Raw genomic sequence first — 19675 nt, 5'->3', positions numbered from 1 at the left:
GATGCACAACACATGAGTCTGCGCCAAGCAGAATTGTCGACAGGTGGAACACATGCATGAAGAGGGCGCCGGCAACTCGAAGCAGCCGGCACGCCGTTCCGGGATCTTCCGGACGAAGTCGGTCGAGCAGTCGATGCGCGACACCGACGAACCGGACACCAAGCTCCGGAAGGACCTCACGTCCTGGGACCTGACCGTGTTCGGTGTCGCGGTCGTCATCGGTGCGGGCATCTTCACCCTGACCGCGCGCACCGCGGGCAACGTCGCCGGTCCGTCGGTGTCTCTCGCATTCGTGCTGGCCGCTGTCGCGTGCGGTCTTGCTGCCTTGTGCTACGCCGAGTTCGCGTCGACGGTTCCCGTGGCGGGCAGCGCGTACACGTTCTCCTACGCCACATTCGGCGAGTTCATCGCGTGGATCATCGGATGGGACCTCATCCTCGAGTTCGCGCTGGCGTCCTCGGTCGTCGCCAAGGGATGGTCGCTGTACCTCGGCGAGGTTCTCGGATCCGCGTCGCCGACGATCGAGATCGGGTCGCTGAACTTCGACTGGGGCGCACTGCTCATCGTGCTGATCATCACCGCGCTGCTGGCCACCGGTACCAAGCTCTCCTCGCGAGTGTCCTTCGTCATCACCGCCATCAAGGTCGCGGTCGTGCTTCTCGTGGTCGTCGTCGGTGCGTTCTACATCAAGACCGACAACTATTCGCCGTACATCCCGCCGTCCGAGCCCGGATCGACGGGTGAGGGTATTCACCAGTCTCTGTTCTCGTTCGTCACCGGGGCCGGTGGAAGCACGTTCGGCTGGTACGGCTTGCTCGCCGCCGCCAGCCTCGTCTTCTTCGCGTTCATCGGTTTCGACGTCGTCGCCACCACCGCAGAGGAGACGAAGCAGCCGCAGAAGGCCCTCCCACGAGGCATCCTCGGTTCGCTCGCGATCGTCACCGTTCTGTACGTCGCGGTCACCCTGGTCCTGACCGGCATGGTCAAGTACACCGAACTGGCGGGCGATTCCTCGACGCTGGCAACCGCATTCGAACTGAACGGCCTCACGTGGGCGAAGAACATCATCTCGTTCGGAGCGCTCGCCGGCCTGACGACCGTCGTCATGGTGCTCATGCTCGGACAGACGCGTGTGCTGTTCGCCATGTCGCGTGACGGTCTTGCTCCCCGTGGGCTCGCGCGGACCGGCCGACGCGGAACCCCCGTCCGTATCACCTTGCTGGTCGGGTTCGTCGTGGCCGTTCTCGCCGCGTTCTTCCCGATCGGCACGCTCGAAGAGATGGTCAACATCGGAACGCTCTTCGCATTCGTGCTCGTGTCCATCGGAGTGATCGTCCTGCGTCGAACCCGCCCGGATCTTCCGCGCGGATTCAAGGTTCCGTTGATGCCCGTCATTCCGATTCTCGCGGTCGTTGCATGCCTGTGGCTCATGATCAATCTGTCCGTCGAGACGTGGATCCGATTCCTCGTCTGGATGGCGATCGGCGTCGCGATCTACTTCCTGTACAGCAGGCGTAACGCCGAGAAGACGATCCGTGAGCGCGAGCAATCGATCGCTCAGGCGGCGCGCGAGTAGGTCGAGAACCGGATGACGGGACGGATCGTCGCGCTTCCAGCCGGTCGTACGGTTGTTATAAGCTTCCCGAACCAACCTTGAGTCGGATAACGAGGGGGTTCGCGTTGGGTGGGGTCGGCCAGGTGGGTGCATCCGTGGATGCACCCACCAGCAGCGTTTCAGTCGAACACGAGGTGCCGAGTGCATCGCTCCGTCGGCGCCGAGGCGTGAAACGGTACCTGTGGATGCTCGGCCTACTCGCTCCCGCGTCGGCGCTTCTTCCGTCACAGCTCGTGATGTGGACGGGCATGCCGATCTTCTGGTGGAGCGGCGTGATGATCTTCTTCGTCGTCATTCCGATCATCGATGCCCTCGCAGGCGAGGACGGTCACAATCCGTCCGACGACGACATCGAGTCGATGGAACAGGACCGGTACTACCGCTGGTGCACCTACCTGTTCCTGCCGGTTCAGTTCGTCACGCTGCTCGTCGCCTGCTGGATGTGGGCGTTCGGCGGGCTGACCGTCGTCGACAAGGTCGGCCTGGCCGTCACCGTCGGTCTCGTCGCGGGCACCGGCATCAATGCAGCCCACGAGCTGGGCCACCGCATCGAGCAGCACGAGCGATGGCTGGCGAAGGTCGCGCTGACGCAGACGTTCTACGGACACTTCTTCGTCGAGCACAACCGGGGCCACCACGTGCGTGTCGCCACCCCCGAGGATCCGGCGACGGCGCGCTTCGGCGAGGACGTCTACACGTTTCTACCGCGCAGCGTGATCGGCGGCCTACGGTCGGGATGGTCGCTCGAGAAGCAACGGCTCGCCCGTCTCGGCCTGCGCACCTGGAGTATCCGCAACAATCTGGTTCATTCGTGGCTGATGTCCCTGGCCCTGTTCGCCGTCCTGGCGCTGGTGTTCGGCCCGGGGATTCTGCCGTACCTGGCGGTGCAGGCCGTCGTCGGATTTCTGCTGTTGGAAGTCATCAACTACGTCGAGCACTACGGACTGCTGCGTGAGAAGAACGCCCGAGGACGCTACGTACGGACGTCCGCGCGCCACAGCTGGAACAGCGATCGGCTGTGCACCAACATCTTTCTGTATCACCTGCAGCGACACAGCGACCACCACGCCAACCCCGCCAAGCGGTATCAGACGCTGCGTGCCTGTGACGAAGCGCCGCAGCTGCCTGCCGGGTATGCCACGATGGTGCTGCTCGCGCTCGCGCCGCCGCTGTGGCGTCGCGTGATGGACCCTCGGGTGCTGGCGCACTACGACGGCGACGTCACGCGCACGAACATCCTGCCTCGCCGACGCGAGAAGATCCTGGCGAAGCACGACATCGGGACAAATCGGGCAGCATAGACCGGCGGGCAGGTGGGACGACGCGCACCGAACCCGACCGGATAGCCTTGCCGATGGAACTTCACGCAACCAGGAGAGGCAAGATGACGACCTCAGTAACGCCGAACGAGGGTTCGGCAACAGGATCGGCACTCACCGCGGACGTCCTCGGTGGCATCGACTTCAAGGTCGCGGACCTGTCGCTCGCCGAATACGGCCGCAAGGAAATTCGCCTCGCCGAGCACGAGATGCCCGGTTTGATGGCGTTGCGTCGCGAATACGCCGACGTGCAGCCGTTGAAGGGCGCACGTATTTCGGGCTCGCTGCACATGACCATCCAGACTGCCGTGCTGATCGAGACGCTCGTCTCGCTCGGTGCCGAGGTGCGCTGGGCGTCGTGCAACATCTTCTCGACCCAGGATCACGCGGCGGCCGCCATCGTCGTCGGCCCGAACGGAACACCCGAATCTCCCTCCGGAGTCCCGGTTTTCGCCTGGAAGGGCGAGACGCTCGAAGAGTACTGGTGGGCAGCCGAGCAGATGCTGACCTGGCCCGACGCGCCTGCGAACATGATTCTCGACGACGGCGGCGACGCCACGATGCTGGTGCTGCGCGGTGCCCAGTTCGAGAAGGCAGGCGTCGTTCCTCCGATCGACGAGGACCACGACTCCGACGAGTACAAGGTCTTCCTCCGTCTGCTCGGCCGTTCGCTCGAGGCCTCGACGTCCAAGTGGACCGAGATCGCCGAGTCGGTCAAGGGCGTGACCGAGGAGACCACCACCGGTGTGCTCCGCCTGTACCAGTTCGCGGCGGCCGGTGAGCTCGCGTTCCCGGCGATCAACGTCAACGACTCGGTCACCAAGAGCAAGTTCGACAACAAGTACGGCACCCGCCACTCTCTGATCGACGGCATCAACCGCGGCACCGACGTGCTCATCGGTGGCAAGAAGGTTCTCATCGCGGGATACGGCGACGTGGGCAAGGGCTGCGCCGAGTCGCTCGCAGGCCAGGGAGCCCGCGTCCAGGTCACCGAAGTCGACCCGATCAACGCTCTCCAGGCGTTGATGGACGGCTTCGACGTCGTCACCGTCGAGCAGGGGATCGGCCAGGCGGACATCGTCATCACGTCCACCGGCAACAAGGACATCATCACCCTCGAGCACATGAAGGGGATGAAGGACCAGGCGATCCTGGGCAACATCGGCCACTTCGACAACGAGATCGACATGGCAGGCCTCGAACGCTCGGGTGCGACGCGCCTCAACATCAAGCCTCAGGTCGATCAATGGATCTTCGACAGCGGCAAGTCGATCATCGTGCTGTCCGAGGGCCGTCTGCTCAATCTCGGCAACGCGACCGGCCACCCCTCGTTCGTGATGAGCAACAGCTTCTCGAACCAGGTCATCGCGCAGATCGAGCTGTGGACCAAGCCCGACGAGTACGACAACGAGGTCTACCGGCTGCCCAAGCACCTCGACGAGAAGGTCGCGCGCATCCACGTCGAGGCTCTCGGTGGCACCCTCACCAAGCTGACCAAGGAGCAGGCGGAGTACATCGGCGTCGACGTCGAGGGTCCGTACAAGCCCGAGCACTACCGCTACTGACGTCGCTCGGCACATGGGAAAACTGATCGTCATCGAGGGAGTCGACGGCGCGGGCAAGAACACGCTCGCCCGTCGGCTCGTCTCGGCGTGGGAGCGCGACGACCTCGACGTGATCCGCATCGGGTTTCCGCGCTACGACTACTCCATCCACGCGGACCTGGCTGCGGAAGCGTTGCGGGGTCGGCACGGCGATACCGCACAGAGCGTGCATGCGATGGCCCTGCTGTTCGCTCTCGACCGGAAGTATGCAGCGAAGGATCTGCGAAAAGCGTTGTCACGCAACGATATCGTGCTGCTCGATCGGTACGTCGCGTCCAATGCCGCATACACGGCCGCGAGGTTGTCGGAGAGCGCCGACGGTGACGCGGTCGAGTGGATTCGTGCGCTCGAATTCGATCGCTTCGGCTTGCCGGTTCCCGACGTGCAGATTCTGCTCGACGTCCCCGTCGAGTTGGCGGCCGAACGTGCGGCGTCACGCGAGAGCGAGGACATCTCGCGCACGCGCGATGCCTACGAACGAGACGGATCTCTGCAGAGCCGGACGTCGGCGGTGTACGGCGGGCTCGCCGCATCGAACTGGGCGTCCCGGTGGGAGGTCGTCGGGCCCGACGTCGATCCGGATCGACTCGCCGCCGACGTGTTCAATGAGCCACCTGACAGCGGGAAAGTGACAACATAGGACCATGAAGCCTCGGATTCTTGTAGTCGACGACGATTCGGCTCTCGCCGAAATGCTGACCATCGTCCTTCGCGGCGAGGGTTTCGAACCGTTCGTGGTCGGTGACGGCACGCAAGCGCTGTCCGCAGTCCGGGAGAACCGGCCCGATCTGGTTCTGCTCGATCTGATGCTTCCCGGGATGAACGGGATCGACGTGTGCCGCGTGCTGCGCGCCGACTCGGGTGTACCGATCGTGATGCTGACGGCGAAGACCGACACCGTCGACGTCGTCCTCGGACTCGAATCGGGTGCCGACGACTACATCATGAAGCCGTTCAAGCCGAAGGAGCTCGTCGCTCGCGTTCGCGCACGCCTGCGTCGTACCGAGGACGAGCCTGCCGAGCTGCTGTCCATCGCGGACATCGTCATCGACGTCCCCGCGCACAAGGTGAGCCGTGGTGAAGAACTGGTGTCGCTGACACCGCTCGAGTTCGACCTCCTGGTGGCACTTGCGCGCAAGCCGCGCCAGGTGTTCACTCGCGAAGTGTTGCTCGAACAGGTGTGGGGTTACCGTCACGCAGCCGATACCCGGCTGGTCAACGTGCACGTTCAGCGTCTGCGCGCCAAGGTCGAGAAGGATCCGGAGAACCCCGAGGTTGTGCTGACCGTGAGAGGGGTCGGCTACAAGGCCGGACCGCCGTGATCTGGTTCTCTCACTCGCGGCGACGAATCAACGGAACGTTCTCGCCGCTCCTGCGTTGGTTTCGCTCGGTGAGCACCTCGCTCGGTCACGTCTGGCGCAGATCGCTGCAGCTACGTGTGGTCGTGTCGACACTGACGCTGTCCCTGGTCGTCATCACCATCCTCGGAATGGTGCTGACCAGCCAGATCACCGATCGTCTGCTGGAAGCCAAGATCACTGCGGCCACCGAGGAGCTCGATCGGAGCCGCATGACCGTCGAAGGATCGTTGGCGGGCGCCGACGACTCGACGGGTCTCGATCTGCGCCTCGAACGTGCGCGCGCTCAGCTGACGAGTAGAGACATCGATGCAGGTCAGGCGTCGGGATCGGCGGGAACGTTCGACCCGGTCCTCGTCGTCGAAGGCGACAGCGTGCGCGCCGACGCGTCCGTCGGACCCGCGGATCAGATTCCGCAGAGCCTGCGCAACTTCGTCACGAGCGGCCAGATCAGCTATCAGTTCGCGACGGTCACCGACCCCGAGCAGGGTGGATATTCCGGCCCGGCGCTCATCCTCGGGACTCCCACGGCGTCCGACATCTCCACACTGGAGCTCTACCTCGTGTTTCCACTCGGCAGCGAGGAACGCACGTTGTCGCTCGTGCGTGGCACGCTGCTGATCGGCGCCGTCGTTCTGTTGGTTCTGCTCGCCGCGATCGCGATGCTCGTCGCGCGGCAGGTGGTCATTCCCATTCGGTCGGCGTCGCGCATCGCAGTGCGCTTCGCGGACGGCAGGCTGAAGGAACGAATGCCGGTGCGCGGCGAGGACGACATGGCGCGGCTCGCGATGTCGTTCAACGAGATGGCGGAGAGTCTGTCCAAGCAGATCACCCAACTCGAAGAGTTCGGTAATCTGCAGCGCCGCTTCACATCCGACGTCAGTCACGAGCTGCGCACACCGCTGACGACGGTGCGCATGGCCGCCGACCTCATCCACGACGGCAGCGCCGACATGGATCCGGCGCTGAGGAGGTCGTCGGAACTTCTCGTCAACGAACTCGATCGGTTCGAGACACTGCTCGGCGACTTGCTCGAGATCAGCCGTCACGACGCCGGTGTCGCCGAGCTCGCCGCCGAACAACTCGACCTCAGGATGTGTGCGAGGGCCGCGGTGTCGACCGTTCGCCATCTGGCGAAGGAGAGCGGAACCGAGTTGATCGTCGACATGCCGGACGAGGCCGTCATCGCCGAGGTCGACCCGAGGCGTGTGGAGCGCATTTTGCGCAATCTGCTGGCGAACGCAGTGGACCACGGCGAGGGAAAGCCGGTTCTGTTGCGGCTGCGAGCCAATTCGGACGCTGCCGCATTCGTCGTTCGTGATCAGGGCATCGGGCTCAGGCCGGGCGAGGAGAAGCTGGTCTTCAACCGGTTCTGGCGTTCGGACCCGTCGCGCGTGCGTCGTTCGGGAGGCACCGGTCTCGGTCTCGCCATCAGTGTCGAGGACGCCCGGTTGCACGATGGCAAGCTGGAGGCATGGGGCGCGCTCGGCGAAGGAGCATGCTTCCGGCTGACCTTGCCGCTCGTCCGAGGACACAAGGTCATCGGGAGCCCGCTCCCGCTCAAACCGAGCACGAAGCCGTACAGCCAGGGACAGCCGCTGCCGCAGGAACAGATCACCCGCGCAGTGGCAGTCCCCAAGGTGGACAGTGCGACGAAAGCGTTGACCGTGCCCCGCGCGTCGGACTCCTCGCCCGATGCGCACGGCAACGAAGGAGATGCGTGAATCGTCGTGGAATAGCACCGGTCATGGTGCTGTGCAGCGTCCTTGCCCTCGTCGTCGGATGCGCGAGTCTTCCCGAATCGTCCACTCCGCAGGCGATCGGGTCGCTCAGCGCGGCCGGTGCCGAGACGACGACGCCACCGCCTCCTGCCGCAGGCCGGGAACCGGACCGTCTCGTACGTGACTTCATCGCTGCGAGTGCAAGTTCCGCGAACCGACATCAGGCGGCGCGCCAATTCCTGACCTCGAATGCGTCGAACGGTTGGGACGACGGCGCGAAAACCGTTGTCGCGGACAAGATCGACCTCCTCTACGGTCCTCGTACCGACGACGAAGCCGAGTACACGCTTCGGTCGAACACGGTCGGTCTGTTGGCTCCAGGCGGTGATTATCAAGCCGGCGCGGGGACGGTCGACTCGACGATCAAGATGGTCAAGGTCGACGGCGAGTGGCGCATCGACGAGCTGCCACCCGGTGTGCTCATCGACAGGTCCCAGTTCTTCAGTGCGTACCAACGGAAGTCGCTGTACTTCGTCGATCCGCTCGGCTCGGAGCTGGTTCCCGACGTGCGATGGCTGACCGGGTCGTCCGATCAGACGGCCAATCAGCTCGTGCAGCTGTTGATCGACGGGCCCAAGTCGACGCTGGAGCCTGCCGTGTCCAACGAGCTGGCCGACGAGGTCGGCGTGCGCGGCCCGATCACCAAGGCCGACGGTCGAACCGGCCAGGTCGGCGTCGGATCCGGCGGTGTGCGTATCGATTTCGGCGGTCTTCAGGCGATGGACGCGAAGAACCGTGAACTGCTTGCCGCACAGGTCATCTGGACTCTCGCCTCGGCCGAGATCTCCGGTCCGTACGTGCTGCTGGCGGACGGTCAGCCGCTCGACAATTCCAAGCCCGACGGGTGGACGACCCTCGACGTCGCCGATTTCGATCCGCTCGGTGCGCCCGAGGACGAGGTCGGACTGCACGCCGTCGTCGGTGGGCGACTGGTGTCGGTGGAAGACACCGGAACGACGCCCGTGCCAGGCTATTTCGGATCGGTGGTGAATCTGCGGACGGTCGCCTTGTCCACCGACGGGACGTTGGTCGCGGGTGTCGCCGACACCGGGCGCCCGGCGCCGGAGCCTTCGTCGGCCTTGATGATCGGTGGGTACGACAGTGGCGCGTTCCCCGTGGCGGAGGGGCAGTCGATCACACGACCGACGTGGGGTGCCGACAACAACGCCGTGTGGGCTGTCATCGACGGGACGAATGTCATTCGCGCAGCTCGTGATCCGGCCACCGGGCAGGTATCTGTCGTTCCGGTGGACGCGGGAGCGGTCACCGCGCTCGGCTCCCGCATCACGGATCTGAGACTGTCGCGTGACGGCGTCCGCGCCGCGATGATCGTCGACGGGTTGGTGTACGTCGCGACCGTCGTCCGGCAGGAGAACGGTCTGTACTCCCTGACGTCACCGCGCGCCGTGGCCAACGGTCTCGGCAGCGACGCACTCGCTCTCGACTGGAGCACCGGCGACGCGATCGTCATCGTGCGCATCGCGACGGACGTCCCCGTCGTGCAGGTGACGACCGACGGATCCAGACTCGACGCCCTGCCGAGCCGCAACCTCACGGCACCGGTGCTGTCGGTCGACGCGTCGCCGTCGAACGAGTTCGTCGCGGACTCTCGTGCGGTGTTCGAGCTGGACAACAACGACCCGGCGGGAGATCGGTACTGGCGTGAAGTCTCCGGTCTCGCCGGCGTGAAGGCGACGCCGATCCTTCCTGGCTGACCCGATCCTGTCGGACCCGGCGGTCATACTCCGCGGCCATGCGAACTCTTCTGGATCTGGTGTTGCCGAACGAGTGCGGAGGCTGTGACGTCGCTGGTGAGGCGTGGTGCGCTCGGTGTGAAGGCGCGGTGACGCGTCCGCCTGTCTCGGTACGGCCGCGTGTCGACGTCGGAGTGCCGTGCTGGGCGCTCGGCCCGTATGCGGGCCCGTTTCGCGGTGCCGTTCTGGCGTTGAAGGAACGCAATCGGCACGACCTCGCACAGCCACTGGGGCGGGCGACGGCACGCGCGGTGTCCCATCTGCGGATGCTGGGTGAGTTGGACCCGCCCGAGTTCGCGGCGCTTGCACTCGTGCCCGCCCCGTCGCGGTCGCGGGCCGCGCGAATGCGCGGCGGCGATCACGTCGAGCGGTTCGCACGAGTTGCCGCGACGATGCTGGAACCCGAGCCGGTGTCGGTTCCGCGTACGTTGCGGATGGGCAGGGGAGTGCGCGATTCGGTGGGGCTCGGTGCTGCCGAGAGGCAGGCCAACGTGGCGGGCCGAATCTTGATGGTGCCTCCAGCGTCGACGCGCCGGACGTTCGAGGCCGCGTCGCGTGACGTCACGGTCCTCGTCGTCGACGATGTCCTGACAACTGGTTCGACGGCCGCCGAATCGGTCTGTGTCCTACACGATTTCGGTGTCCGAGTCGACGGTGTGCTGGTGGTGGCCGCGGTGTGACACGGCGCGATAACGCGCGGTTTCGCGACACGCACCGCTACCCAAATTCGGTGAACAGTGGCACACGAGCGGATGACCGACTAGCGTCGTGGACACGCCCTTCGAAGGCGGATGCGACTTCTCTCGTGTGGAGGTGATGCGGCAGAAAATGGTGCCGGTTGGTTCCCCAGTCGGCATGAGCACTTGCCGCGTCGCACCGGCGGCGCGACCGATATCGGGAGGTACGCGTGACGACCCCTTCACAAGCTTCTGTGTTCTTCGACGAGGAGCCTTCGGACGAGTCCAGCACCAACAATGCCGACGTCGTGGTCAAAGGCCGCAACGTCGAGATCCCGGATCACTTCCGGGTCTACGTCTCCGAGAAACTCGCCCGGCTCGAACGCTTCGACCCCTCTATCTACCTGTTCGACGTCGAACTCCAGCACGAACGTAACCGCCGCCAACGTAAGGCCTGTCAGCGCGTGGAAATCACCGCGAAGGGCAAGGGGCCGGTAGTCCGTGCAGAAGCCTGTGCCGACAGTTTCTATGCCGCACTGGAATCGGTGACGTCCAAACTCGAAAGTCGCCTGCGCCGGACCAAGGACCGTCGCAAAGTTCACTACGGTGAGAAGACTCCGGTCTCGGTTGCCGAGGCCACCGCAGAACTCGCCGAGGACGACTCACTGGCGATCGATCCGAACATTCCCCTCGATTCGTTCGAGGACGAGCCGAGCGGTCCCGGTCAGATCGTCAGGACCAAGGTGCACTCCGCCGCCCCCATGTCCGTCGACGACGCTCTCTACGAAATGGAATTGGTGGGTCACGACTTCTTCCTGTTCCACGACAGTGCCACCGACCGACCGTCGGTCGTGTACCGCAGGCATGCGTTCGATTACGGATTGATCAGGCTGACCTGAGGTTCGTAACCACTGCTCACAACGGGTCCGACCTGGGAGAAATCCCAGGTCGGACCCGTTTCGTCCCGGTGGGTCTTCTACGCTCACCGCGGCAGCGCCTACCATGGACGCGTCGGGTCGCGGTCGACTCGCGCTGTCGGCGTGAGTACGGTCGTGCTCCCGACGCCTGTGACGCCCTGACAACCGATATCCGTTAACCGAGGATCGAGGACGAGAAAGCCCGTGCCTTCGCTGTCGTTTTCCAAGCTGCTCCGTGTTGGTGAAGGTCGCATGGTCAAGCGACTCAAGAACATCGCTGATCACGTGTCCACCCTGTCCCCGGACGTCGAGGGCTTGTCCGACGACGAACTGCGCGCCAAGACCGACGAGTTCAAGAAGCGGTACGCGGGCGGCGAGTCGCTCGACGAGCTGCTCCCCGAGGCCTTCGCCGTCGCGCGTGAGGCGTCGTGGCGCGTGCTGTCGCAGCGGCACTTCGACGTACAGGTCATGGGCGGTGCAGCGCTGCACTTCGGCAACGTCGCGGAAATGAAGACCGGTGAGGGAAAGACACTCACCTGTGTCCTGCCGGCTTACCTCAACGCACTCGCCGGTGACGGCGTACACGTCGTCACGGTCAACGACTACCTCGCCAAGCGTGACTCCGAGTGGATGGGACGCGTCCACCGCTTCCTCGGCCTGCAGACCGACGTGATCCTGTCCGGAATGACCCCGGCCGAGCGTCGCACCGCCTACGCCGCGGACATCACGTACGGAACGAACAACGAGTTCGGCTTCGACTACCTGCGCGACAACATGACGCACTCGCTCGACGACCTGGTGCAGCGCGGTCACAACTTCGCCATCGTCGACGAGGTCGACTCGATCCTCATCGACGAGGCGCGCACGCCGCTCATCATCTCGGGCCCGGCCGACGCGTCGTCGAAGTGGTACAGCGAGTTCGCGCGTATCGCGCCGCTGCTGAAGAAGGACGTCCACTACGAGGTGGACATCAAGAAGCGCACGGTCGGTGTGCACGAGTCGGGCGTGGAGCTCGTCGAGGACCAGCTCGGCATCGACAACCTCTACGAGGCCGCCAATTCTCCGCTCGTCAGCTACCTGAACAACGCCATCAAGGCGAAGGAGCTGTACACGAAGGACAAGGACTACATCGTCCGCGACGGCGAGGTCATCATCGTCGACGAGTTCACCGGTCGTATTCTCGTCGGTCGCCGCTACAACGAGGGCATGCACCAGGCCATCGAGGCCAAGGAGAAGGTGGAGATCAAGGCCGAGAACCAGACTCTCGCCACGATCACACTGCAGAACTACTTCCGTCTGTACGACAAGCTCTCGGGAATGACCGGTACGGCACAGACCGAAGCCGCCGAGCTGCACCAGACCTACGGACTGGGCGTCATCCCGATTCCGACCAACCGGCCCATGGTTCGTGTCGACAACGGTGACCTCATCTACAAGACCGAGGAAGCGAAGTTCGACGCGGTCGTGTCCGACGTCGTCGAGCGTCACGAGAAGGGCCAGCCGGTCCTGATCGGTACGACGAGCGTCGAGCGTTCGGAGTATCTGTCGAAGCAGTTCACCAAGCGCGGCGTCGTGCACAGCGTTCTGAACGCGAAGTTCCACGAGCAGGAAGCGACCATCGTCGCCGAGGCCGGTCGTCTCGGGGCAGTGACCGTGGCCACCAACATGGCAGGCCGCGGTACGGACGTCGTGCTCGGTGGAAACCCCGACATCATCACCGACATCCAACTGCGTAAGCAGGGCCTCGACCCGGTGGAGAACCCGGAGGAGTACCAGGCCGCGTGGGATGCCGCGCTGGAGAACGTGAAGACGCAGGTCAAGGAAGACGCCGAAACCGTTCGCGAGGCAGGCGGCCTCTACGTGCTCGGCACCGAGCGGCACGACTCGCGCCGCATCGACAATCAGCTCCGCGGTCGTTCCGGTCGTCAGGGAGACCCGGGCGAGTCCCGCTTCTACCTGTCGCTCGGCGACGAGTTGATGCGACGGTTCAACGGTGCTGCGCTCGAGTCGATCATGACGCGACTCAACCTGCCCGACGACGTCCCGATCGAGGCCAAGATGGTCTCCAAGGCCATCAAGAGCGCGCAGACCCAGGTCGAGCAGCAGAACTTCGAGATCCGCAAGAACGTCCTCAAGTACGACGAGGTCATGAACCAGCAGCGCACCGTCATCTACGACGAGCGCCGCCGCATCCTCGAAGGTGCGGACATGGAGGGCCAGGTCGAAGGCATGATCACCGACGTGATCACGGCCTACGTGAACGGCGCCACCGCCGAGGGGTACGTCGAGGACTGGGATCTCGAACAGCTGTGGACGGCGTTGAAGACGCTGTACCCGGTCGGCGTCGACCACAAGGAACTGACGCACGAGAACGAATTCGGCGAGAAGAGCGACCTGACTCGCGAGGAGCTGCTCGACGCGTTGCTCACCGACGCCCGCGCTGCGTACACCAAGCGTGAGGCCGAGATCGAGGAGATCGCGGGCGAGAACGGGATGCGCGAGCTCGAGCGCCGCGTCCTGCTGTCGGTCCTGGACCGTAAGTGGCGCGAGCACCTCTACGAGATGGATTACCTCAAGGAGGGCATCGGACTCCGCGCGATGGCTCAGCGCGATCCGCTCGTCGAGTACCAGCGCGAGGGCTACGACATGTTCCAGGGCATGTTGGAGGGACTGAAGGAGGAGTCGGTCGGCTTCCTGTTCAACCTGCAGGTGGAAGCCACTCCTGCTCCGGCGGGACCGCCCGCGAGCGCTGGGCTCGCAGTGGCGCCCGGCCTGGCGTCGCCGATCGGGTCCGGCGCGCAGCAACAGCCCACCGCCCAGCAGCCTGCCGTCACCACCCGTAAGGCGGAGGCGCCGAAGCCGTTGCCGACGCAGGAGCGGGCTGCGCAGCCTGCGGGCGCGCCCGCGCCGACCGCGCTACGTGCGAAGGGGCTGGAGGATCGGCCCTCGGGAGGGTTGACCTACACCGGTCCGGACGAGGGCGGCGGCACAGAGGTGCGTCGGTCGAGCGCGACGGACGGTAACGGGAGTGCTGCACGCGGCGGCAAGGCCGACGAGACGGCGCAAGGTACGCGTCGTGAGCGCCGTGAGGCTGCGCGCGCGCAGGCCAAGACGTCCAAGCCTGCTCGGTCGAAGAAGAAACGCTGACACCTAGCAGACCCGCAACGACGTCACCGTCGGTGTGTCTCCTCGCGGCCCGGATCGAACGTCGATCCGGGCCGCGAGCGCGAATACGCGAGGCCCACGCGCGTACGTCGCGAAGATCTCCACGGAGTTCTCGGACGCCGGACGGGAATGAACGGTCCGGAGCGATGCGATACCGAGACCGTGCCCGGGAGGCCCGTTCCTGACGATCGTTCTTATCGATTCGATGACGGCCGGCGCGAACAGACTGCGCAACTGGTCGGCGGTTCTGCGTCGATCGAGTACCTCCAACAGCAGTCGCAATGCATGATCGACACCTCGGCGGATGTCGTCGGGGACGTCGCGAGCGGGGTTGGGGGCTACCGTCGTGGGTGCGGCCGCGGGATGTGCTCCGAGGCTGCGGGGGAACGGGTGACGTCGCTTCACGGCCGAGCTCGACCGAATGGTGTTGCGCCGCAATTCGACTCGACACGGCGCGGCCGGCGTTGCCGTGCTGCGCTCGACGGCGGGCGGTTCGTACGGCTGCGCCGGGCGCACCAATCTGCTCTGTCGCCTGGCTTCGGTCGCCTCCATACGCCACGTCCTTCGCTCCTACGGTCTTGCCCGTCGAAGATGTATGACGAAACCGATACACGCTCGGTTCCCCACGCCTCACGCGTCGCGCGCATGAATGGCTGTAGCGTTCTGCTTCATCTAAGTTCGAGGGGACGGATCGCAGGCTCGGATCGAGTCGCGTGACGGAGCGAGCAGGAACGGGGAGACCGGGGTACGCGATGGCGACAAGGCTGACCACGCAGGATGCGTCGTTCTATTTTCTCGAAGCGAGCAGTACCCCGATGCATCTCGGATCGCTGGCGGTGTTCCGAACGCCGCGTTCGGGGTTCAGTTACGAGAGCTTGCTGTCGCTCGTCGAGCAGCGGTTGATTCTGGTGCCGCGCTACCGACAGAAGGTGCGCGAAGTGGCATTCGGACTCGCGCGCCCGGTGTGGGTGGACGATCCGGATTTCGACATCACCTATCACATCCGCCGCTCTGCACTGCCCAAACCGGGATCCGACGAACAGCTTCACGACCTGGTCGCACGGCTGACGTCGCGCCCGTTGGATCGGACACGGCCGCTGTGGGAGATGTATCTGGTCGAAGGGTTGTCGAAGAATCGGTTCGCCATCTTCACGAAGTCGCATTCGGCTCTCGTCGACGGCGAGAAGGCGCTCGAGATCGGGCAGGTCATTCTCGACGCGAGCAAGAGTCCGCCCCCGATGGCCGAGGAGCTGTGGATGCCCGCGAGCGAGCCGAAGGAATCGGCGCTCGTGTTGGACGCGATCACCGAGATGATCGTGCGGCCCAGCGAAGGCATCGAGATGATCAAGGGTGTCGCGCGTGGGTTCGCAGGCGTCGCGAGCGAGGCTGTCCAGGCGACGGGCAAGGTCCTGTCGGCCGTGCGTACCGCGGCGCAGGTCGCACCGTCGAGTCCACTGAACGCGCCCATCTCGCGCAACCGTCGCTTCGCCGTCGCCAAGACGGAACTGTCGGACTACCGCAAGATCCACACGAGGTTCGACTGCTCCATCAACGACGTGGTGCTCGCCGTCGTGACCGGCGCATTGCGTAACTGGCTGCTCTCGCGCGGGGAACCGGTCACCGCGTCGTCGACGGTGCGTGCCATGGTCCCGATGTCGGTGTACGTGTCGGCTGCGCGGGCAGCGTACGACGAGTACACCGACGGACCGACCGGTGAACACGAGTCGGACGCCGTGCTGTCCGCTGTGGAATCGCAGCGCAGCGAGGTGTCGTCGTTCCTGGTGGATCTGCCGGTGGGGGAGCCCAACGCCGTCGTCCGGCTGTCGCACATCGCGCATGCGACGGAAGCTCACGAGAAGCAGTCGCCCGGCGTCACGGCTCACACCCTGATGCGCATTTCCGGCTTCGCTCCGGCCAGTCTGCACGCGATGGGTGCACGCGCGGGCAGCAGGTTGTCGCAGCGCTTGTTCAACCTGATCATCACCAATGCGCCGGGACCGCAGTTCCCGCTGTACGTCGGCGGCGCGCGGATGCTCGAAATGTTCCCGGTGTCACCGCTGTTCGAGAATCAGGCGCTGAGCATCGGGCTGACGTCCTACGACGGCAACGTCTTCTACGGGCTGAACGCCGACCGCGGGGCGATGCCCGACGTCGACGTCGTGACGGCTCTGATTCTGGAGTCGCTCGAAGAGTTGATCGATGCAAGCAACGAGTCGAGAGTGTGAGGAAAGAACGCGTGAGGGTGTATGTACCGGCGACGGTCTCGATGTTGAGGACGCTCGTCGCCGACGAGGAGTTCCATCCGGTGAGCCGAACGGCGTTCGCGGTGACTCCGACACTGCGCGAGGCGTATTCGTCGGGTGACGACGAGGAACTGGCCGAGGTCGCCATGAACGAGGCGGCACGGGCGTCGCTGCGCTTGATCGCCGCGTCGCGCGACGACGAGGCCGAGGATGGCGTCGTCGACGGGGGTGTCGTGCACCGCCGAGCCGTCATCGCTGCCGACGTGGACGATCCCACGCTGCGCCCCGATCTGGACGACGCCGTCGTGCGCTTGAAAGAGCCGCTGCGGCTGAACCAGGTCGCGTCGGTGCACATGGATCTCGAGGCCGCAGAGCCCGCCGTCGAGAAGGCAGTCGGAGTGATCGATGCTGCCGACATGGGTGATCCCGACGCGGAGTTCGTGCTCGGAGACGCCGAGGACCACAGCCTGGCGTGGTACGCGACCCAGGAGTTGCCGTTCCTGCTCGAACTGCTGTGACCTCGAACAGCTGTGACACAGTCGTCTACCTCCAGGTAACCTACGGTAGCGTAACCTGTACGACGGCAGGGCGGCGTGCGCGATCTGCCGCATCGTCGCGATCGAGGAGATGAACCCCCGGATGAACCTCAAGAAGTGGCTGGAAGCTCCGGCTGCGGACGTGTCCGCACCGAAGCGGCCGAAGCTGAACATGCTGCGTGGCGCGTTCACCAGGATCACCACCCCGTTGCTTCCCGACGACTACCTGCATTTGGCGAACCCGCTGTGGTCGGCCCGCGAGTTGCGCGGACGCGTCGTCGAGGTCAAGCAGGAAACCGCGACCGCGGTGACGCTCGTGATCCAGCCCGGATGGGGCTTCAACTTCGACTACCAGCCGGGGCAGTACATCGGCATCGGCCTGCATCTCGACGGACGGTGGCACTGGCGTTCGTATTCGCTGACGTCGCCTCCCAACTGGGAAGAGAAGCTGATCTCGATCACGGTCAAGGCGATGCCCGAGGGCTTTCTGTCGAGCCATCTCGTCGGCGGGGTACCGCAGGGGACGATCGTTCGATTGGCCGCTCCCAAGGGCAATTTCGCGCTCCCGACGCCGCCGCCCGAGAAGATCCTGTTTCTCACCGCAGGTAGCGGAATCACCCCGATCATGTCGATGCTGCGGTCGATGGACCGGCACGGCGACATGCCGGACACCGTCCACATCCATTCCGCGCCCACCGAGGACGAGGTCATGTTCGGGAGCGAACTCGCGAGCATCGCCGACGGTCACCCACAGTTCGTCTCGCACGTGCAGTTGACCCGGTCGGACGGCAAGTTCGCCCTGGCGTCGCTCGACGAGTTGTACCCGGATTGGCGTTCGCGCGAGACGTGGGCGTGTGGCCCGTCGGCGCTGCTGGAGGAGATCGAGCGCGTCTGGAAGCAGGAGGGGATCGAGGACAAGCTGCACCTGGAGCGGTTCGAGATCGCCCGCGCCGACACCTCGGGCAAGGGTGGAACCGTCACGTTCTCCAAGTCCGATCGTTCGGCCGAGGTCGACGGTGCCACCACCCTGCTGGAGGCAGGCGAGAAGCTCGGCGTCCAGATGCCGTTCGGCTGCCGCATGGGCATCTGCCAGACCTGTGTGGTTCCGCTGGTCGAGGGACACGTCATCGATCTACGGTCCGGCAAGGAACACGGTGAAGGCGACCGGATCCAGACGTGCATCTCGGCTGCGGCGGGGGACTGCACGCTCGAGCTCTAGCGTGTGACTTCACACACCGACTTCTCAGCATCGTCGGTTAGGCTTGCGGTCGGCGCTTGTCGCGAATCTGTACTTCGGGCACCGCCCATGACTTTCGGAGGACCACGATGGCCATCACGGACATCAAGGAATTCGCCCACCTGACAGAGGAAGATCTCGAAGCCTTCGGTCGCGAACTCGACGCGGTACGCCGTGACATCGAGGACAGCCGGGGTGAGCGGGACGCGTCGTACATTCGGCGGACCATCAAACTGCAGCGCTGCCTCGAGCTCGGCGGGCGAATCGTGTTGTTGGGCAGCAAGTATCGGCCGGCGTGGCTCGTCGGCACGGCGATGCTCAGCGTCGCGAAGATCGTCGAGAACATGGAACTCGGCCACAACGTGATGCACGGGCAGTGGGACTGGATGAACGACCCGGAGATTCATTCGGTGTCGTGGGAGTGGGATCAGACCGGTCCGTCCGAACAGTGGAAGCGTGCGCACAACTACTCGCACCACACGTACACCAACATCGTCGGAATGGACGACGACATCGGCTTCGGCATCCTGCGCATGACGCGCGACGAGGCCTGGCGGCCGATCAACCTTCTGCAGCCGTTCGCCAACATCGTGCTGGCAGCCACCTTCGAGTGGGGCATCGCCATCCACGACTGCAGCCAGCAGAAGGAGATGGACGGCGAAATGGCGCTGCCGTACTGGCAGTCGCCGTCGAACCGAGCGTTCTGGGCGAAGATCATTCGTCAGGTCGGCAAGGATTTCGTGCTGTTTCCCGCTCTGTCGGGGCCCGCGTGGAAGAGCACGCTGACGGCCAACACCACCGCCAACCTCGTGCGCAACCTGTGGGCGTACGCGGTCATCTTCTGCGGTCACTTTCCCGACGGCGCCGAGAAGTTCACGATGGGTCAGTTCGAGTCCGAGACACGCGCCGAGTTCTATTTGCGTCAGATGCTCGGCAGCGCCAACTTCGACGCGGGCAAGATCATGGCGTTCATGAGTGGCAACCTCTGCTACCAGATCGAGCACCACATGTTCCCCGACCTGCCGAGCAATCGCTACGCAGAGATCGCCGAGAAGGTGCACGCGCTGTGCGAGAAGTACGACCTTCCGTACACGACGGGGTCGCTGGGCAAGCAGTACCTGCTCGCGTTGCGCACCATCCACAAGCTGTCGTTGCCGGACTCCTGGCTGCGGGCGACGTCGGACAATGCGCCCGAGACGAGCTCGGAACGGCGCTTCCGCACCGGTGATACTCCTGTCGTCCACGCGCTGACGATCGATCCGCTGACAGGGAAGCGGCGTGGCCTGCGGTCGGCGATCGCCGAGGCGCGTGTGCAGCTGCGGCACGCGAAGAAGGAAGCGAAGCGACAGGCACGCGCTTTGCGTCGTGCGTCCAAGGGTGGGCGGCCGGTGAGCTCACTCACACCTACGCACTCGTAACCTACGGAGCCGTAAGTTACGGTACGGTAGTCGAAAGAAACGTGCACGACG

At 64.8% G+C, this 19675-nt stretch carries 15 protein-coding genes; 14 read left to right on the top strand and 1 reads right to left on the bottom strand.

All coding sequences use genetic code 11. The annotated features are described in order from the left end of the window. The first annotated feature begins 52 nt into the window (after positions 1-52). The 10 genes from RhoFasB10_RS07720 (at position 53) to secA (ending at position 14172) form a co-directional block, all read left to right on the top strand. Entirely contained in the window at positions 53-1576 is a 1524-nt protein-coding gene (locus RhoFasB10_RS07720) for an amino acid permease (RefSeq protein WP_068421642.1), read from the top strand. A 224-nt stretch (positions 1577-1800) separates the two neighbouring features. After that, positions 1801-2916 (top strand): alkane 1-monooxygenase, encoded by a 1116-nt coding sequence (locus tag RhoFasB10_RS07715; RefSeq protein ID WP_167675880.1) that lies wholly within the window; start codon positions 1801-1803, stop codon positions 2914-2916. 83 nt (positions 2917-2999) lie between these two features. Beyond that, complete coding sequence (gene ahcY, locus RhoFasB10_RS07710) at positions 3000-4499, top strand: adenosylhomocysteinase (protein WP_167675853.1); 1500 nt, start codon at positions 3000-3002, stop codon at positions 4497-4499. Positions 4500-4512: 13 nt separating this feature from the next. Then, positions 4513-5178 (top strand): dTMP kinase, encoded by a 666-nt coding sequence (locus RhoFasB10_RS07705; RefSeq protein WP_167675851.1) that lies wholly within the window; start codon positions 4513-4515, stop codon positions 5176-5178. 4 nt (positions 5179-5182) lie between these two features. After that, positions 5183-5860 carry an MtrAB system response regulator MtrA gene (gene mtrA, locus RhoFasB10_RS07700; RefSeq protein WP_068421513.1) on the top strand — a complete coding sequence of 226 codons (678 nt, stop codon included), beginning with the start codon at positions 5183-5185 and terminating at the stop codon, positions 5858-5860. Beyond that, the gene (gene mtrB / locus RhoFasB10_RS07695; protein ID WP_068421510.1) at positions 5857-7620 is read left to right on the top strand and encodes an MtrAB system histidine kinase MtrB; all 1764 of its coding nucleotides are present in this window, start codon (positions 5857-5859) and stop codon (positions 7618-7620) included. Before mtrA ends, mtrB begins: the two co-directional genes overlap by 4 nt. Before the next feature lie 23 nt (positions 7621-7643). Beyond that, the gene (lpqB, locus tag RhoFasB10_RS07690) at positions 7644-9392 is read left to right on the top strand and encodes an MtrAB system accessory lipoprotein LpqB (protein ID WP_068421638.1); all 1749 of its coding nucleotides are present in this window, start codon (positions 7644-7646) and stop codon (positions 9390-9392) included. Between the two features lie 38 nt (positions 9393-9430). Continuing rightward, the gene (locus RhoFasB10_RS07685) at positions 9431-10111 is read left to right on the top strand and encodes a ComF family protein (RefSeq protein ID WP_068421507.1); all 681 of its coding nucleotides are present in this window, start codon (positions 9431-9433) and stop codon (positions 10109-10111) included. Positions 10112-10362: 251 nt separating this feature from the next. Next, positions 10363-11007: a ribosome-associated translation inhibitor RaiA gene (raiA, locus tag RhoFasB10_RS07680; RefSeq protein ID WP_174551352.1), complete on the top strand. Its 645-nt coding sequence runs from the start codon at positions 10363-10365 to the stop codon at positions 11005-11007. Between the two features lie 222 nt (positions 11008-11229). After that, complete coding sequence (gene secA, locus RhoFasB10_RS07675) at positions 11230-14172, top strand: preprotein translocase subunit SecA (protein ID WP_068421501.1); 2943 nt, start codon at positions 11230-11232, stop codon at positions 14170-14172. A gap of 3 nt (positions 14173-14175) precedes the next feature. Here the strand turns inward: secA and RhoFasB10_RS07670 are convergent, their stop codons facing one another. Next, complete coding sequence (locus tag RhoFasB10_RS07670) at positions 14176-14742, bottom strand: Rv3235 family protein (protein WP_068421498.1); 567 nt, start codon at positions 14740-14742, stop codon at positions 14176-14178. A 200-nt stretch (positions 14743-14942) separates the two neighbouring features. On the opposite strand from RhoFasB10_RS07670, the gene RhoFasB10_RS07665 reads away from it, so the two are divergent. The 4 genes from RhoFasB10_RS07665 to RhoFasB10_RS07650 all read left to right on the top strand — a co-directional run bounded on the left by RhoFasB10_RS07665 (position 14943) and on the right by RhoFasB10_RS07650 (position 19624). Beyond that, complete coding sequence (locus RhoFasB10_RS07665) at positions 14943-16415, top strand: wax ester/triacylglycerol synthase family O-acyltransferase (protein ID WP_068421495.1); 1473 nt, start codon at positions 14943-14945, stop codon at positions 16413-16415. Positions 16416-16456: 41 nt separating this feature from the next. Next, positions 16457-16951 carry a hypothetical protein gene (locus RhoFasB10_RS07660; protein ID WP_174551351.1) on the top strand — a complete coding sequence of 165 codons (495 nt, stop codon included), beginning with the start codon at positions 16457-16459 and terminating at the stop codon, positions 16949-16951. Between the two features lie 121 nt (positions 16952-17072). Then, positions 17073-18188, top strand: coding sequence for a ferredoxin reductase (locus RhoFasB10_RS07655; protein ID WP_167675849.1), 1116 nt, complete (start codon positions 17073-17075; stop codon positions 18186-18188). Between the two features lie 107 nt (positions 18189-18295). Further along, positions 18296-19624, top strand: a complete 1329-nt coding sequence (locus RhoFasB10_RS07650) for an acyl-CoA desaturase (protein WP_167675847.1) — start codon at positions 18296-18298, stop codon at positions 19622-19624. The last annotated feature ends 51 nt before the right edge of the window (positions 19625-19675 follow it).

The sequence above is a fragment of the Rhodococcus sp. B10 genome (genome assembly GCF_011770055.1).
Classification (GTDB): Bacteria; Actinomycetota; Actinomycetes; order Mycobacteriales; family Mycobacteriaceae; genus Rhodococcoides; species Rhodococcoides kyotonensis_B.
The sequence above is the reverse complement of the archived record's forward strand: the minus strand, read 5'-3'. Positions and strand labels throughout refer to the sequence as shown.

Excerpts from the sequence above, each read along its gene's own strand:
- RhoFasB10_RS07720 (WP_068421642.1), top strand. The coding sequence starts at position 53 with ATGCATGAAGAGGGCGCCGGCAACTCGAAGCAGCCGGCACGCCGTTCC.
- RhoFasB10_RS07715 (WP_167675880.1), top strand. The coding sequence starts at position 1,801 with ATGCTCGGCCTACTCGCTCCCGCGTCGGCGCTTCTTCCGTCACAGCTC.
- ahcY (WP_167675853.1), top strand. The coding sequence starts at position 3,000 with ATGACGACCTCAGTAACGCCGAACGAGGGTTCGGCAACAGGATCGGCA.
- RhoFasB10_RS07705 (WP_167675851.1), top strand. The coding sequence starts at position 4,513 with ATGGGAAAACTGATCGTCATCGAGGGAGTCGACGGCGCGGGCAAGAAC.
- mtrA (WP_068421513.1), top strand. The coding sequence starts at position 5,183 with ATGAAGCCTCGGATTCTTGTAGTCGACGACGATTCGGCTCTCGCCGAA.
- lpqB (WP_068421638.1), top strand. The coding sequence starts at position 7,644 with ATGGTGCTGTGCAGCGTCCTTGCCCTCGTCGTCGGATGCGCGAGTCTT.
- RhoFasB10_RS07685 (WP_068421507.1), top strand. The coding sequence starts at position 9,431 with ATGCGAACTCTTCTGGATCTGGTGTTGCCGAACGAGTGCGGAGGCTGT.
- RhoFasB10_RS07670 (WP_068421498.1), bottom strand. The coding sequence starts at position 14,742 with ATGGAGGCGACCGAAGCCAGGCGACAGAGCAGATTGGTGCGCCCGGCG.
- RhoFasB10_RS07665 (WP_068421495.1), top strand. The coding sequence starts at position 14,943 with ATGGCGACAAGGCTGACCACGCAGGATGCGTCGTTCTATTTTCTCGAA.
- RhoFasB10_RS07660 (WP_174551351.1), top strand. The coding sequence starts at position 16,457 with ATGTTGAGGACGCTCGTCGCCGACGAGGAGTTCCATCCGGTGAGCCGA.
- RhoFasB10_RS07655 (WP_167675849.1), top strand. The coding sequence starts at position 17,073 with ATGAACCTCAAGAAGTGGCTGGAAGCTCCGGCTGCGGACGTGTCCGCA.
- RhoFasB10_RS07650 (WP_167675847.1), top strand. The coding sequence starts at position 18,296 with ATGGCCATCACGGACATCAAGGAATTCGCCCACCTGACAGAGGAAGAT.